Origin of the sequence: Acinetobacter calcoaceticus, assembly GCF_051947995.1 — a bacterium.
Classification (GTDB): domain Bacteria; phylum Pseudomonadota; class Gammaproteobacteria; order Pseudomonadales; family Moraxellaceae; genus Acinetobacter.
This window is the reverse complement of sequence record NZ_JBLVVH010000007.1, coordinates 18229-34413: the sequence shown is the minus strand read 5'-3', so window position 1 is coordinate 34413 and position 16185 is coordinate 18229. Positions and strand designations below refer to the sequence as shown.

Sequence of the window (16185 nt, the reverse complement as noted above, 5' to 3'; positions counted from 1 at the left end):
CTACCAGGCTGTGCTATGCTCCGATTTCTCAGCTTTTAGTGTATCGCACATCGTGCGGTACGGTGTGCATTCTAGGCGCGACGCCCTAGAACGTCAACACCTATTTTTCAAAAATATTAAAAATCCTTATCAAATGTATATTTAACAAGCACATTGGTGCTTTTTAACGCTTTAATGAGGCACTAAAGTTCAACATTCGATCTAAAGGCAATTTAGCGCGTTCCGCCAAGGCCGGATCAACGTGTATTTCTTGATCGGCATGCTGCAAGACATGCAAAATTCCATCAAGCTCGTTCATTGCCATCCACGGACAATGCGCACATGAACGGCAAGTTGCTCCCTCTCCTGCGGTTGGCGCTTCAAATAGTTCTTTATCAGGCACCGCTTGCTGCATTTTATAGAAAATACCCCGATCGGTTGCCACAATCATTTGCTGATGCGGTAAAGTCTGGGCAGCCTTAATCAGTTGCGAGGTACTGCCTACGGCATCCGCAATATCGACCACCGATTCAGGTGACTCTGGATGTACCAATACCGCTGCCTCGGGATAAAGCGCTTTCATTTGCGCAATGCCGCGGGCACGGAATTCTTCATGCACGATACAGGCACCATCCCACAACAACATGTCAGCGCCGGTTTTCTTCTGGATATAGCGGCCTAAATGCTGATCTGGTGCCCAAATAATTTTTTCACCCAAACTGTCCAGATGCTCAATGATCTCAACCGCACAACTTGAAGTCACCACCCAGTCAGCACGTGCTTTCACTGCTGCTGAAGTATTGGCATACACCACCACGGTATGATCAGGATGCTGATCACAGAATGCCGCGAACTCATCCACAGGACACCCCAGATCAAGTGAGCAGGTTGCTTCTAGTGTCGGCATCAATACCGTTTTTTCAGGTGACAAGATTTTGGAAGTTTCCCCCATAAACTTTACACCCGCTACCACCAGCGTCGTTGCAGGATGATCGCGACCAAAACGCGCCATTTCCAATGAATCAGAAACACAACCGCCCGTCAGTTCTGCCAGCTCTTGCACTTCCGGATCACAGTAATAGTGCGCCACAAGCACAGCATTACGTTTTTTAAGCTCTGCTGCGATTTGAGCGAACTTTTCTTGTTTCACTTCTGGGCTGAGGCTATTGTCCTTTGGCTCGCCCAAACGATCTAAATGCGCCTGCACAATATTTTTGGCTTCGTTCGCAATTAAATTCGCATCATTCATAAAACGTCTTCTCTATCCTGCGTGCTTGCATCATTGCAAAGCTATAACGTGGGTGTCGGGGTGATCATTTGTTGAGAATCACACTGTCCACAAACCAGCTTATAAAAAAAGCCCCACTGTGGAGGCTTCATTATAACGCAAATTTATGAGCGATAATCGGCATTAATTTTCACATAGTCGTAAGAAAAGTCACAGGTATAAACCGTATCTTTTGCCGTACCACGACCGAGATCAATCCGGATGGTAATTTCTTTTTCAGCCATCACCGCAGCACCTGCTGCTTCGGTATAGTCCGGGTTTGCACCACCATCCAGGCAAATTTGCACGTCACCCAACCAGACTTGAACCTTGCTACTGTCGAGATTTGGTACGCCCGCCTTACCAATCGCCATCACAATACGGCCCCAGTTTGGATCTGACGCAAATAATGCGGTTTTAATGAGTGGAGACTCGGCAACGCTATATGCCACATCACAACATTCTTGCGTATTTGCGCCACCCTCAACCTGAACCGTGATGAACTTGGTTGCGCCTTCACCATCACGTACGATTAATTGCGCCAAACGATCCATAATACGGGCAAGCACATCGAGCACGTGTTGATAACGTGCATCGTCTTGGTTCTGGATTTCAGCACCACCTGCCAAACCGGTTGCCACGAAAATACAAGAATCATTGGTCGACGTATCACCATCAATGGTAATGCGGTTAAAGGAATGCTCAACCGTGGTTTGTAATAAGCGTTGTACCAGTTCTTGGCTAATCGGCGCATCGGTTGCAACGAAGCTGAGCATGGTCGCCATATTCGGACGGATCATACCTGCACCTTTGCTGATGCCAGTCATAGTATAAGTCACACCATCCAGTTCGAACTGTTCGGATGCGCCTTTCGGCGTGGTATCTGTGGTCATGATGCCTGATGCCGCTTCTGCCCAACGATCTGCATTTAACTCATTTAATGCAGGCTGAATACCTTGTAGTAAACGCTCAATCGGGAGCTGTTCACCAATCACACCGGTTGAAAACGGTAAAATCTGGTTCGTCTGTACACTGGTTAACTCAGCTAGTTTGGCACAAGTCGCTTCTGCATTTTGATAACCGACTGTTCCTGTTGCAGCATTGGCATTACCCGTATTGATAATCAGGTAACGTGGGGTATTTTCTGTTAAATGCTTTTTACTCAATTGCACAGGCGCAGCCGCAAAAGCACTCTGGGTAAACACCCCGGCGACCTTTGTTCCTTCAGCAAATTCAAAAATGACTAAATCTCGTCGATTTGGATAACGTACATACGCCTCAGTTGAGCCAATTTTTACACCCTGCACCACATGCATAAGTGGCATAGTTACGTCACCAACAGCCATTTTTAAACTTCCATTCAATTTGTTATGAAAAAGAAAATGAATACATACCCTATATATGAGACTCGGAAAGGTCATCTACAACCTGCGTGGTATTTGTAATATCCCGTTTCTGCGATAGATAAAACAAATGTAACAAGTGAACAGGTTTTGTAGATGACAATGCCTTTGGTTACTTTGGGCGAAACCAAAGTAACTCGAACCGAAGGTTATTCCTAATATTGGATCACACTAGGCAAGACACCGCCTCGCCAATAACCGAGTTACGGTTCAAGTCATAAAATATGTGGATTCATATCTGTTAAGTAGCTTATTCCAAAAAGAAATGAAAATCGAGTATTAACACTACGGATTATGGAATTTGGCTTTGCTCTAAACTGAGTAAAATCTGCTTCTTATCCAGACCACCCGCAAAACCCACCAACGCCCCACTCGAACCAATCACCCGATGACACGGCGCAATAATCGAAATTGGATTCTTGCCATTGGCAGCGCCCACCGCACGTACCGCTTTCTCATTCCCTATCTGTACTGCAATCTCTTTATAACTGCGCGTTTCCCCATAAGGAATACTCAATAATGCTTGCCAGACCTGTTGCTGAAAAGCCGTTCCCTGAAAATCCAGAGGCAAATCAAATTGCTGACGCTGCCCTGTAAAATACTCTTCTAATTGTTGTTTCACTTTATGCAACATCGGATGCTGGCGATCTTCAATCAGCTCGGCTAAACGAACCCGTTTATGGTCTTCGTTATCCCACATCACCGCAACCAGTGCCTGATCATGTGCAACCAGTTTTAATGCGCCTACAGGCGAATCCATATACATATAAACCAGTTGCATCATGTTCTCCTTAAACGATTAATTTGATGACAGTTTCATCAACATCAAACCCGATACGATCAAGACTGCTGCAATCATTCGCATCGCGGTCATCGGTTCATTTAACACCATGATCCCGACAATAAAAGATCCAATTGCACCAATCCCGGTCCAGATGGTATATGCCGTTCCCAGCGGAAGGGTACGCATTGACATCGATAGCAACACTACACTTAAAACCATGAAAACGATGGTCACGATACTTGGCGTTAATTTGGTAAATCCTTCAGACAACTTCATTGAGTATGCCCAGATGACTTCAAAAATACCTGCCAAAATTAAAATTGCCCACGCCATTTTATTACGCTCAACTTTATCAAGGGTTGGGTCGTCCCAACGTGATTCTTTCGAGGGAGGTCGTCCTCCTAAGCTCAGCAGTGTACTGTAAAATAAACCATGATGTGATTTGTTATGTTTCAACTCGGTTGAAAGTTTGAGTAATGACCAGTGACTGATGCTATTTCTTGCGTAAGGCTTTTAACCATTGTGTGAAACGTACAAGAAGCTTGGACAAGAACTGGTGCAGCTGGTTTAACAGATTGTTTTCTGATGGGTTCAATTGACCAGTAGCTGTCTTTTTCTTGGCAGTTGCAAGCTCTAAAGGCTCATAATGCGGCATGGTTTGCTGTAACTCAGCCCCCAGATTTAAGCGTTGTAAAGCCGCAGTGACAGTCTCAATCGGGTCTTGATGATAAAGCGCCAGATGACGGGCATCCACATCAATACAGTGTTCAATCAGCAGTTCCGAAAAAGGAATAAGCGCCTGTCTTACCCGTTGTTGTTCTACAGCACTGCTCATATAGGGAATATGATAAAAGCTGACATACATGCTGCCATCAAGTGGAATCAGTTCAAGCTGAGAATTAGAGACGCGCTGAGGCTTTTCGCCTAACTGAGTAGAGGCCGTGTTTTTGTCTATTATGGATTTGTGTTGTTGTTCTAAAGCCATTTATGCACCATGAATGACTCAAAAAAGATACTGCTAGTATAAACCAACAGTATCCCGAAAAAATGACATTTTAAACAAAATATCAAAACTTTAGCGTAAGCCCTGCACCATAAACCCAACCTGTTTTAGAATCCGTAGCTTCTTGCCAGTCAGTCGCCTTGCGCCCTTTGTTATAGCCATAAGCCACATCAATAAAAGGCATGACACGGTTCTTCACAATTTCATAGCGGGTTTTAATCCCGAGTTCCGCATCGGCAAGCCCGGTTTTGGCTGCATATTTGGATTGATCTCGTAGCACCCATTCTATTTCCAGATAAGGCTGCATAATCAACTTTTGTGTGAGCAAGAAATCACGTTCTGTTTCCAACACAAAGCGCCATTGCTGATCCTGTCCCGCATACAGATGGGCATCGGTTTCAAAGAAATATTGCGCCATGCCGTGCACACCCACAACACCTTCAAACCGTTCCTTATCGACTTGATGCTCAGCGTTATAACGGTAATTTACGCCAGCTTGAACATCCCAAAAATCTGAAATATTACGGCTATACAAGGCCGCAATACGTTGCTCCGATTTTTCAGACTCGGCTTTAGCATAATCGGCATTGATAAACAGTTTATTTTCATCGCTGCCTACCCAGGTTTTTAACTTAGATTTAACCGTACCCGTGCCATCTTCATCCAGCAACCATGCAGTATCCAACTGAGTCGATTGATAGATTTGCCCGCCATGTTCACGGCTATGGTCGTGCTGCCCAGGTTCTGTTTCAGGTCGTTGCTGAACTGTTATCTGGCGTTGATATTGTGAATGATCCATTGGAGATGCAGCAGCCACTGGCATATGCTGCTGTGCGGGCATCTCCATTTGCATCATCTGGTCATGTCCTTCATGCGCATAGGCAAATGCACTTAACGAAGAAACCATGCCACCGATTGCCAACAATTGTGTATATCGCTTGATTTTGCAAACTTGCTTAGTGATGTGCATGGCTCGCTCCTTGAGATGATTGAACAGGGGCTTGAACTGGCGTTTTTGAATCGTCCACATTGGCAACAATCAGCTTGCTCATCATGCCTGCACTCATGTGATATAACAGGTGACAATGGATTGCCCACTCCCCTAATTCATCCGCAGTCAACAAAGCTGTTACTGTCTTGCCAGGCGGCACAATCACGGTATGTTTATTCGGCATATCTTGCGGTGCCTGCCCATTTTCCAGTTGCATAAACATGCCATGTAAATGCATCGGATGCGCCATCATGCTGTCATTGACGAATTTCAGGCGGATACGCTCACCATAACGCACAGTTAAAGGCTTAAAGTCAGGATCACTAAATTTCTTGCCATCAATGGTCCAGATATAACGCTCCATGGTTCCGCCCAAACGAATCACCACTTCTCGCTCTGCTGGACGGCGATATTGTTCTGGCTGAGGTTGCAAAGATTGTAGATCGGCGTAGGTTAAGGCTTTCTGACCTGCAGGTGTTGCCGCATTGGCCCAGCCCTGCACCGTATCCCTGCCTTCTTGTGCAGAAGAGTCTGCCATTTGATGCTGACCATGCTCCATCTCTTTCATGTTCATCTGTGCATGAGCACTATGATCCATTTGAGACAAGTTCATATTTTCTTGTGAACCATTATCCATACTGGCATGTTGTTTAGAGGCATCAGTCTGTTTGTCCTGAGCAGTCTGATGCTGGCTATGATCCATTTTGCTCATATTCATTTCAGCATGTGCACTATGATCCATGGCAGGTTGTGAGGATGTTGCAGCGTTCACCTGTTGCTGTGGCATCTGGTGCTGACTATGGTCCATTTCGCCCATTTTCATTTGACCATGCGAGCCATGATCCATGCCCATGTCTTCCATGGTTAATAGGGCACGTGGACGTGCTTTTGGAATCTGAACACTGGTCGGACGGGTCAGCATTTCATTCTGCAATGAGCCGATGGCAAAACCAGAACGATCGATCGACTCTGCTTCAATTTGATAATGTGTCTGTTTTGGCTCGACCAGTACATCATAAGTTTCTGCGGTACCAATACGGAACTCATCTACAGGAACAGGTTTTACTGGCTGTCCATCAGCACTGACCACGGTCATCTTCAGGTTAGGAATACGTACATCAAAAAATGACATCGCCGATGCATTGATAAAACGCAAACGTACCTTTTCACCCGTCTTAAAAGCACCTGTCCAGTTTTGCTGTGGCGTCTGCCCATTCACCAAAAAGGTATAACCCGTGACATCGGACAAATCCGTTTTCAGCATGCGCATCTGGTTCCACATCGAGCGATCTTGCCAAGTTGCTTTCAACCCTTGTTGCTTGAACTGTTTCCAAACATCGCCAACTGTTTCACGCTGGTTCTGATAATACTCGGCTGATTTCTTCAGATTTGCCATGATCTTGTCACTTTCGGTGTCATGGAAATCAGACAACATCACCACATAATCACGCTCCGCTTGTTCATGGGCCGCGACAGGCTGTTTTCCTTTGGGATAAATCACCAAAGGACCATATAAACCATCCTGTTCCTGCCCCTTGCTGTGTGCGTGATACCAGTAGGTTCCGTTTTGGCGAACCTTAAAACGGTACTCAAAACTGCCATTCGGCTTAATACCTTTGAAACCATTAAAGCCTGGCACACCATCCATGAGTCCGGGTAAAAGCAGACCATGCCAGTGTAAAGAGGTATCTTGATCTTTGAGCTGGTTATGAACATGAATGACAGCTTCATCCCCCTCCTCAAATTCAAGCAGCGGCGCAATAAATTTCCCATTCACGGTAATACGTTGTACGGATTTACCTGTCACATTGACAGTGCCCTGATTAATATTGAGATGATATTCTTTAATTGCTGCCACACTATAAGGTGCGAACAATAAGCTTAGGCTAGCGACAACACCAGCATATATTTTTGAGGACATGATGATTTCCTAATCTGTTAACTTTAAAAATGCTCACTTCCCTTTTTCACAAAGAGAAAGAGCCTGCAAAGACAGATCAGGTTCTAGGAGGGCGTAAAATCTCTTGCCAATAGCCAGCAAGATGCCGCGCCTGATAATCCGCATGGATATGCGTACTCAGCTCTAAAAATGGCGAAGCAGAAAGGCTTGGCGTATTTTGATCTAAAGCGAAATTGATGCTTTGACAATGCGAGGTACTATTACAATCCTGACAATGCAGATGATCCTGCATTTGCCCATCATGACATTGACCGGGACTCATGCGATCTGCTTGTGAGCTTTGCGCAGGATGATGTTGCATCATTTGCTGATCATGACAGGATAAGCTTGAAACCGTAGATGAATGATGAGAATGAAGCTCTTGAACTGCTGCAACGGCCGCACTGCTGCCCCCGATGAAAAAAATCATCAGGAATACAAACCACAGATGTCTGTATTGCTTGCGAAATTGCACTTCAGGTTCCTTGTTTCCATCAATTCAGGTGATTGAATATGCCTAGCATAATTTCTTTGTGCTTTATGCACAATGACCTCACTGTTTAAATTCTTATCATACCATTCAAAATCATTATGCTTTTGCTGTTTTATTGGTCACTCTAACTAATTTCACTCACTGCGCAAAAATAGTGCAAAATAAATAAGTTAGCGCATAAAAAAAGGACAAAAACTTGTCCTTTTTCCATTATTTTGCTGCCAATATAAACAACTGAAATCATTTTGTTTATTTTAACAACACCTTATCCACTTGGTTATCAACACGGTTATCCACCCAGTTATAAACAAAGTTATCCACAAGTCTAGGTGAAAAATAGGATGAAAACACTAAACTTCTGTTGCACCGACTTGAGCCAGCTCTGCACGCATTTGGTCAATCACGGCTTTATAGTCAGGCTGACCAAAAATTGCTGAACCCGCAACGAACATATCCGCACCCGCCTCGGCAATCTCACGGATATTGGCAGGACCCACACCGCCATCGACTTCCAGACGGATATCACGACCACTGGCATCAATAATCTGACGCGCCTGACGTAATTTATCCAAAGTCATCGGGATGAATTTCTGTCCGCCAAAGCCAGGGTTTACGCTCATCAATAAAATCTGGTCGACTTTGTCCAGCACATAATCAAGGTAATGTAAGGGTGTCGCCGGGTTAAAGACTAAGCCCGCTTTTGCACCACCCGCCTTGATCAGTTGCAAAGAACGGTCAATGTGATCGGTTGCTTCCGGATGGAAGGTAATAATTTCTGCACCCGCTTCAATAAAATCACCAATCATGCGATCCACAGGCGAAACCATCAGATGCACATCAATGGGTGCTTTAATCCCGTAGTTTTTCAGTGCTTTACACACACCTGCACCAAACGTCAGGTTGGGTACATAGTGGTTATCCATCACATCAAAATGTACAACGTCTGCACCTGCAGCTAGAACTTTTTCTACCTCATCACCTAAACGCGCAAAATCAGCAGATAAAATCGAAGGAGCAATCAAATAAGGCTTGGACATGGATGACCTGGCAAACTCTGAGGAAAATGATAAGGCGATTATAACAAATTCAGTCCACTTAGGGCTGTTACAAAGTCATTATTCAAGCATTGCAAACTTGCAACAACGCGTTGCATCTCAACTATTTTTATCTGCTTTATGCTTTGTTATGTTAGTCAATGAAATAAGAGGAAGAAAAGCAACATGAATAGCAGCACCAATATCACGACGACTGAAGGAAAACGCATCAGTAAACGTTTGCTTAATCACTGGAAACATAAGTTTGAAGTTGCAGAAACGGAAACAGAGACAAAAATCTTTATGCCTACTGCAACCGTTACCCTCACACCGCATGAACAGTATTTGGCGGTACTGATCGAAAACCAGCAAGAGGATGTCGCACATCTCGAACAGGTGGTGATCAATCACTTAAACCGTATGGCGCAACAGGAATTTGTGGCTGAATGGCAGCACAATTAACAAGAAGCTCAACATGAGCTTCTTTTTTTATCCCGCTACTTTTTCAAGCTGAATGGCGTGGAACTGGAGATGATCATCAATAAAACTTTGAATAAAGTAATAGCTATGATCATAGCCTTTGTGTAGACGCAAAGTGAGCGGTTGCTTCGCCTCAAGACAGGCCTGTTTGAATTTCTCGGGGTTCAACTGAGCAAAGAACTGATCATCCAGTCCCTGATCAATCAGGATTTCTTCAAATAACCCACCTTTTTGCTGTACCAGCGCGGTGGCATCATGGGCCGCCCATTGCTGCTGATTCGATCCCAAATATTGGCCAAATGCCTTTTCGCCCCACGGGCAAATGCTGGGTGCGCAGATTGGCGCAAAAGCTGACACCGATTTAAATTGATCCGGATATTTAAAGGCTAAGGTCAATGCACCATGTCCGCCCATGGAATGACCAAAAATTCCGACCTGATTTTCAGCCACCGGGAATTCTTGTAAAACATATGCATAAAGCTCATCAACCAGATAAGACTCCATTTGATAATGCTCAGCCCAAGGTTGCTGAGTCGCATTAATATAAAAGCCAGCCCCTTGCCCAATATCCCAATGATCACCTTGTGCAACATCATCCCCACGTGGAGAAGTATCAGGTGTAATTAAAATCAGGCTGAGTCGAGCCGCCATGCGTTGTGCATGGGCTTTAATCGCAAAGGTGTCTTCAGTACAGGTCAAGCCTGCAAGATAAAACAGGGCTGAACATGCTTTGCCTTCCAATGCCGCAGGTGGCAAATAGACACCCACTTTGGTGCTGCCTTTAAGGTGTTGAGACTCAAGTTGATAAATCCGTTGCTCACCCTCAAAACAACGGTTTTTTTGCAGTAGCTGCATGTTCATCATCCTGTGTTTTTGTAATGTCTGTAGATGCAATATTTTGTGTCGGGAACAGATACGGTTCAAGCTGTGGCAGCATCAATTCCATATTACGACCGATCGACCATTGCGGTTCAGAGGGTTCAACACCTTGTGCCACTTCCCACTTGGTCACGGTCTGCTTAGCCTGCTCAAACGCTTTTTTCATGGAATATTGTTCACGCATTGCCAGATCAAAAAAAGCCCGACCGAAATAAGTATAGTCTGCTTCATTATTACAGCCAAAAGAAGTTTTATCTGCCGCAGAAGCCGTAATAATTAAAGTGTCTGGTGATTGTAAAGCCGGAATAAAACTGCCCGAATAACAGGCTGAGATCACAATCACACGCCAGCGAATCCCAGATTTATCCAGTGTTTCTCTTAACCATTTTGGATCGACCTGATCCAGATCAAGAGGCGCATTTTCAATTTCAAAATGATTCCGCTCACCATGCGATGTCATATACAAAAACAAGACATCACTATCACGATTCATTTGCTGGCCAATACGGCGTAATGCCAGTTCCATACTGGTTTTCGACGCGATTGGCACTTCTAAACGCGTAGCTGGATTATTAATCAGCATGATGGAACGCCCAAATGTGCCAAAGCGGGTGTCGAACTGTTCTCTGATGCGTTCAATTTCAGACTTGAATACATCCACATAACTATCACCCGCCACACCCATAAAATACCAGTGGCTTTGGGCAATATCCCCATACTGGATCTGATCCAGTGCCTTATCCAGCAAATGGCTTTGCGCATAAAAGGCATCTTCGGCAAAACTTGGCGGGGTCTGTTCCACTTTCCAGATCGGCTGATCCTTCACGGAAAGCTGCCATACCACCATGGTTGCAATGGTTGCCACAAAGACCAGTGCACGTTCCCACCACGGCCAGTTGAGGGCACGTGAAAACACCCAGATCACGGCCAGACTTTGCCAGACAAATAGCCCAACAAACAGCGGTGGCAAGAAACCGTTATAGATACTGTCAGGAATAAAATTCAGATAACCGTTTGAACCCAGATACTGGATAATGCATTGTAACAGCAGAATATTGGTATCAAGCACCAGCCACAATAAGGCAGGCACCAGCATCAAACGTGGCTGATTCATCCGCTGGGAAAGAAAAATACCGACAATAAGAGCAATAAAAGGCCACAGTGCATAGCCGATCAAGCCTTGGGAATTAAACTCTCCCATTTGTCCGGCCACCAGCCAGCTATACAGCGAGTTGGTACAGCCACCGAGGATACCCCAGATAATCAGCTGGGTAATGGATGGATGAACGACCTGTAAGGAACGGCGAGACCCGAGGAACAACCACATTCCAGCAATTTGGTTACTTTTAAAATCATGCCAGAGATTAATGGACGGTTTGAGGTCTATCATAAAATTCTTCGGGAGTTTCTCTTTTCAAGCCTAAACTGAAAATATGCCATTCTAATGATTGAATGTGCAGTACTTTTCCTAAAAAACGCAATGCGTGACTGTAGTGTAAGCTCGACAAGAATTTTTTAGCAATCATGCTTTTGCACTATATCACAAAACTTTACCGAGCATTGACGCAAGCCAAACAATCATTTGAATCTGATTTTAAATTAACCTTTTGGGAAATATGCATCAAAACGGCAAGCGTCACCTAACCATTGGTGATCAGGGCTTTGATCTGCCAGATAAACCGCATGTCTTGGCCGTTTCACAATCACCCGTTTGGCAATCTGGCAGGCCAGATGTAAGAGTTGGTCCCCAAGATCCATTTCCCCATCTTCAGGCAACAACAGATGTAACAACTGCATTTGCTTCTTGACCTGAGCCTGTTTCTTTGCCGCTTGCTGGTTCTGATCCCGTTGCGGAAACATCGGATCCAGATACACCACATCGACCTGCTCACCTTGCTGGAGCAGTTGTTGCAAATAGCTGTTGGAATCGGCATAGATCAGTTGAATGCGCGACATGAACGACTGTAAAAACGGATCTTGCTCGGCCTGGGCTTTGGTATATTCCAGTAATACAAACAGGATGGGATGGCGCTCCACCAGCCGGACTTCAGCACCTAAATAGGCCATCAATAAACTGTCATGCCCCAAACCTGCGGTTGCATCGATCAAGCTTGGCTTTTCTCCCAGTTGGCAGGCTCTGGCAATCATTTCTGATTTTAAACTGGCTCTTTTTAAACGGGGAATCTCGGCACGCCAGTCCGGTTGCATTTTCATGCCGTTGGCAGCCAGACTAAGCCCATCGCTATCGATAACCAAAGCCATCTCTGGATTCAAACGTAAAAAACGGGCATTGATCTTTTCAACGACTTGACCGTTCAACTGAACCTTCAATTCAGCCAAACGGCTTTTCAGTTGCTGAAATGCCTGTTCATATTCCGCTTGATAGCAACACTGCATCTGCATTACCAGTGCACCCAACCTGTCCACCACGTCGCCAGGATAAATAAACCAAATACGATACGGTAATAGGCAAAAGCGGTGAAGTCATGCTTGGACACATAACGGATCAAGGCACGGATCACCACCAAGGCAGAAATGAAAGCAACGATAATACCGACGGCTAACACCATCATGTCATTGCCATGCAAGTCATGGCGCATCTTGTACATATCCAGCAAGCCTGCACCCATCAATACAGGGATGCCCAAGAAGAATGAGAATTCGGCTGCGGCTTTACGAGATACCCCCAAGAATAATGAACCAATAATGGTTGAACCTGAACGCGACGTTCCAGGAATCAAGGCCAGACACTGGATCAGACCAATTAAAGTGGCTTGCTTAAAACTCAGATCATCCACTTCTTTGGTGACGATCTGATGGGGACGACGTTCCGCCCATAAAATGATAAAACCACCGACAATCAAGGCAATCGCAACGGTAATCGCATTAAATAAATAGGCTTTAACCACATCACCAAAAGTCAGGCCAATAATCACAATCGGAATAGAGGCAATGATCAGGTTCAGACTCAGACGGCGACCCTGTTCCTGTCCTGTGAGTGCGCCAATTAGCGCGCCCCACAATTTGCCCCAATATTCATAAATCACCGCAGCAATTGCACCAATCTGCACGGCGACAGCAAACATATCGCGCTTTTCAATAGTCCAGAAATCAAGAAGCTGACCTGATAAAATGAGATGTCCTGTGCTTGAAATGGGCAGGAACTCAGTAATCCCCTCAACCAAGCCCATAATTGCTGCTTTAAATAGCAATAAAAGATCCATAATTAACCTTAATTCGCCTTACCTTGTTCTGGAATTTTTTTCCACGCATCATCACGTAAATACACGGGCAACGCCTGCTCAGCATCAACCCATTTTTGCTGTGCCGCATATACACGGGCAATGGTCGCAATGTCCTGTGCCGTTGCCTTGATCTGTGCCGTGTTTTGAATGGAAGCCTCAGCGGAGTCTATTCCTGTTGGCTTAATTAATTCTGAACCCGAGCCAATCGGCGTAAATTTGCAATACCCAGTTGCTTGCTCGTAATGCATTAATTTTTCTTCATCCAGCGCCTGCATTATGCCCTGCTCATCCAGACGGAAGTTCGCGATATACACTTCCTGCATACGCGCATCCAGAACGGCAGTGACTTGTGCTAAACCTGTAACACGATAAGCCGCTTGCGCTAAGGCTTGTAAACTGGAAACAGGAATGACGGGTAAATCCTGTGACCATGCCAAAGCCTGTGCAACAGCCGCATTAATACGTACCCCGCTAAATGAACCCGGACCACGACTAAATGCAATTGCGGACAAATCAGCAAGTTGCGTCTGTGTTTGTAAGAGTGCTTGTTCGGTCAAAGGCAAAATGGTTTGCGTTTGTGCTTTCGGTCGGTCATCCAACTGAAAATAGAGTTCTTGAGTATCATCAATTAATGAAACAGAACACTGCTCATTTGCAGATTCCAATGCCAGCAACTTCATGCAAAAACCTTAGCCCGAAACAGATAAAAAACGTCGAGTATCATACTCCACTCAAACGCGATAGGCGAGTTATTGGCTTTTTTATCTCATTTATCTCAATAAAAAGCCAAGCATAAACTTGGCTACATGAGGACTTCATTTTTAAATAGGCTTAAAAAGTAAAAGCTTCCAGATTTAAAAAGTTTTTGTAATGTCCTGCATAATGCAAGGCACTTAAACGCAAGCGTGCAGCGCCCTGTTCATCCAGTGTTTTCACCACCTTTCCTGGTGAGCCCATCACCACAGAGTTATCTGGAATAACCTTCCCTTCGGGAATCAGTGCATTGGCGCCAATAATACAGTTCTTGCCAATCACGGCATTATTCAAAATCACTGCATTCATCCCGATCAGTGAATTATCACCAATGCGACAACCATGCAACATCACCTTATGCCCGACCGTCACATACTCGCCGATATGCAACTCGATGCCAGTATCAGTATGTAAAACCGCATTTTCCTGAATATTCGAAAAATCACCAATCCGTATCACACAATTATCGGCACGTACCACGGCGCCAAACCAGATACTGACCTGTCGACCGAGTTCTGCCTGGCCAATAACCGTTGCGGTTGGCGCAACCCAGCCATCCCAAGGTTCATGTAAAGCTTTCGGACTCAATCCCTGATAGGTATACATCATGATTAAAAACTCTTAAAAAAAATTAGAACTTTGCAATACCAAAGTGAGGTGGATTCACCAAGAAAGGCCAGCTTTTTTGATAGCCTAATCCATACTGAAATAATGACACCAGCATCCGGGCAGTCAGCCCCCATACGACCTCACTGTCTACCTGCATGCTCGGGAAATATAAAGATTGTCGAGCTAAACGCACTTCATAAGGTAAAGGGGGAGCATCAATCAGTTCTTGCAGCGGAACAAAGAAAATCCGGTCAATCTCAGTCGGCTGAGCAATCAGTTCAACCTGTGCTGGAATCAGCCCGACAATCGGTTTAACAGATAGGCCACTACGCGCCCGCTGAATCGGCAAGTCCCCCAAGAGCTTTACATCAAAGGGATTCAGTGCGGTTTCTTCTTGTGCTTCACGGAGCGCCACCACAATATTACTGGTATCACTTGGATCACGTTTCCCGCCTGGAAAGGAAACCTCCCCTGCATGTTGCGACAACTGCATCGAACGACGGGTGAGCAAGACTTTAGGCTGACTTTCCTGGGTAATCGCAATCAATACAGCAGCATCCGCCTGCTGGATTCGTTTGGAAAAACGTAACCGTTGTTGTAAAAGCGCGATTAACGATGGTTCTTCCATCTCAATTATCTCTTGTTCTCATTTTCCTTAATCAGCATCATAGCCGAATTTTTAGCTGCAATCATAGATCATGATGCGAAGTCATCAAAATTCGGTTATGCTGAGTTATCTCTACGGCTGATGATAATTATGAGCTTTTGCGTTGCGTGTGGACATCAAACTGAAGCAAAAATTCCACTGGGTGATCATAAATCACGATTGGTCTGTACACATTGTGGCAACATTCATTACGAAAATCCCAAAGTCATTTGCGGTGCATTAGCCCTGTGGGAAGATAAAGTTTTACTGTGCCGCCGGGCTATCGAACCACGCTATGGCCTCTGGACTTTACCTGCAGGCTACATGGAATTATTTGAAACCATGGAACAGGGCGCTGCACGCGAAACCCGAGAAGAAGCTGAAGCCGAAGTTGAAATCGAACAACTGTATTGCATGTACAATATCCCGCGTATCGGGCAAATTTATGTGCTTTTTAAGGCCCTCTTAAAACAAGGACAGTTTGGGGCAGGTGAAGAAAGTATCGAATGCCGCTTATTTGAAGAACATGAAATTCCTTGGAAAGAACTGGCATTTCCAAGCGTGGAACAGACCTTAAGGCATTATTTTGCTGATCGTAAAATTGGACAATTCCCTCCTCATTTAGAAACACTCGGCACACGCCTGGACCATACCGGATAAATAAAAAAGACCGCAAAAAT

18 protein-coding genes and 1 tRNA gene (1 of these 19 only partly in view) are annotated in these 16185 nt (G+C 45.0%); 2 read left to right on the top strand and 17 right to left on the bottom strand.

What is annotated here, in order from left to right; all coding sequences use genetic code 11:
- The 10 genes from ACNQO6_RS13660 to rpe form a co-directional block, all read right to left on the bottom strand.
- Nucleotides 1-23 (bottom strand) — tRNA-Pro (locus tag ACNQO6_RS13660) (it extends 154 nt beyond the left edge of the window).
- A gap of 140 nt (nt 24-163) precedes the next feature.
- A complete protein-coding gene (gene nadA, locus ACNQO6_RS13655) occupies nt 164-1228 on the bottom strand; it encodes a quinolinate synthase NadA (protein ID WP_009512426.1) in 1065 nt (354 codons plus the stop codon).
- Nucleotides 1229-1371: 143 nt separating this feature from the next.
- Nucleotides 1372-2592: a bifunctional glutamate N-acetyltransferase/amino-acid acetyltransferase ArgJ gene (argJ, locus tag ACNQO6_RS13650; protein WP_440209318.1), complete on the bottom strand. Its 1221-nt coding sequence runs from the start codon at nt 2590-2592 to the stop codon at nt 1372-1374.
- 349 nt (nt 2593-2941) lie between these two features.
- Nucleotides 2942-3430 (bottom strand): methylated-DNA--[protein]-cysteine S-methyltransferase, encoded by a 489-nt coding sequence (locus ACNQO6_RS13645; protein ID WP_440209317.1) that lies wholly within the window; start codon nt 3428-3430, stop codon nt 2942-2944.
- Nucleotides 3431-3448: 18 nt separating this feature from the next.
- Nucleotides 3449-3766 carry a DMT family transporter gene (locus ACNQO6_RS13640; protein WP_005228866.1) on the bottom strand — a complete coding sequence of 106 codons (318 nt, stop codon included), beginning with the start codon at nt 3764-3766 and terminating at the stop codon, nt 3449-3451.
- Nucleotides 3767-3926: 160 nt separating this feature from the next.
- A complete protein-coding gene (locus ACNQO6_RS13635; protein ID WP_440209316.1) occupies nt 3927-4418 on the bottom strand; it encodes a cobalt transporter in 492 nt (163 codons plus the stop codon).
- Between the two features lie 82 nt (nt 4419-4500).
- The gene (locus tag ACNQO6_RS13630) at nt 4501-5406 is read right to left on the bottom strand and encodes a copper resistance protein B (protein ID WP_440209315.1); all 906 of its coding nucleotides are present in this window, start codon (nt 5404-5406) and stop codon (nt 4501-4503) included.
- Nucleotides 5393-7348: a multicopper oxidase domain-containing protein gene (locus tag ACNQO6_RS13625; RefSeq protein ID WP_440209314.1), complete on the bottom strand. Its 1956-nt coding sequence runs from the start codon at nt 7346-7348 to the stop codon at nt 5393-5395. Before ACNQO6_RS13625 ends, ACNQO6_RS13630 begins: the two co-directional genes overlap by 14 nt.
- Before the next feature lie 76 nt (nt 7349-7424).
- Nucleotides 7425-7841 carry a hypothetical protein gene (locus tag ACNQO6_RS13620; protein ID WP_440209313.1) on the bottom strand — a complete coding sequence of 139 codons (417 nt, stop codon included), beginning with the start codon at nt 7839-7841 and terminating at the stop codon, nt 7425-7427.
- A 368-nt stretch (nt 7842-8209) separates the two neighbouring features.
- Nucleotides 8210-8896, bottom strand: a complete 687-nt coding sequence (gene rpe, locus ACNQO6_RS13615) for a ribulose-phosphate 3-epimerase (protein WP_440209312.1) — start codon at nt 8894-8896, stop codon at nt 8210-8212.
- A 183-nt stretch (nt 8897-9079) separates the two neighbouring features.
- Here rpe and ACNQO6_RS13610 point away from each other — a divergent pair, with 183 nt between their 5' ends.
- Entirely contained in the window at nt 9080-9355 is a 276-nt protein-coding gene (locus tag ACNQO6_RS13610) for a DUF2218 domain-containing protein (protein WP_343581672.1), read from the top strand.
- Nucleotides 9356-9382: 27 nt separating this feature from the next.
- Here the strand turns inward: ACNQO6_RS13610 and fghA are convergent, their stop codons facing one another.
- From fghA to ACNQO6_RS13575, 7 genes are all read right to left on the bottom strand, one after another.
- Nucleotides 9383-10228 (bottom strand): S-formylglutathione hydrolase, encoded by an 846-nt coding sequence (gene fghA / locus ACNQO6_RS13605; RefSeq protein WP_440209311.1) that lies wholly within the window; start codon nt 10226-10228, stop codon nt 9383-9385.
- Entirely contained in the window at nt 10197-11642 is a 1446-nt protein-coding gene (locus tag ACNQO6_RS13600) for a C13 family peptidase (RefSeq protein ID WP_440209310.1), read from the bottom strand. Before ACNQO6_RS13600 ends, fghA begins: the two co-directional genes overlap by 32 nt.
- Before the next feature lie 209 nt (nt 11643-11851).
- Nucleotides 11852-12655 (bottom strand): class I SAM-dependent methyltransferase, encoded by an 804-nt coding sequence (locus ACNQO6_RS13595; RefSeq protein ID WP_440209309.1) that lies wholly within the window; start codon nt 12653-12655, stop codon nt 11852-11854.
- A complete protein-coding gene (locus ACNQO6_RS13590; protein ID WP_440209308.1) occupies nt 12655-13476 on the bottom strand; it encodes an undecaprenyl-diphosphate phosphatase in 822 nt (273 codons plus the stop codon). The genes ACNQO6_RS13595 and ACNQO6_RS13590 overlap by 1 nt, the downstream gene beginning before the upstream one ends.
- 8 nt (nt 13477-13484) lie before the next feature.
- A complete protein-coding gene (tsaB, locus tag ACNQO6_RS13585; protein WP_440209307.1) occupies nt 13485-14177 on the bottom strand; it encodes a tRNA (adenosine(37)-N6)-threonylcarbamoyltransferase complex dimerization subunit type 1 TsaB in 693 nt (230 codons plus the stop codon).
- A 151-nt stretch (nt 14178-14328) separates the two neighbouring features.
- Nucleotides 14329-14856 (bottom strand): gamma carbonic anhydrase family protein, encoded by a 528-nt coding sequence (locus tag ACNQO6_RS13580; protein WP_440209409.1) that lies wholly within the window; start codon nt 14854-14856, stop codon nt 14329-14331.
- Between the two features lie 25 nt (nt 14857-14881).
- Nucleotides 14882-15487 carry a CoA pyrophosphatase gene (locus ACNQO6_RS13575; protein WP_005228843.1) on the bottom strand — a complete coding sequence of 202 codons (606 nt, stop codon included), beginning with the start codon at nt 15485-15487 and terminating at the stop codon, nt 14882-14884.
- Between the two features lie 129 nt (nt 15488-15616).
- Between ACNQO6_RS13575 and ACNQO6_RS13570 the strand changes: the two genes are divergently transcribed.
- A complete protein-coding gene (locus ACNQO6_RS13570) occupies nt 15617-16165 on the top strand; it encodes an NUDIX hydrolase (protein WP_440209306.1) in 549 nt (182 codons plus the stop codon).
- Nucleotides 16166-16185 lie beyond the last annotated feature (20 nt).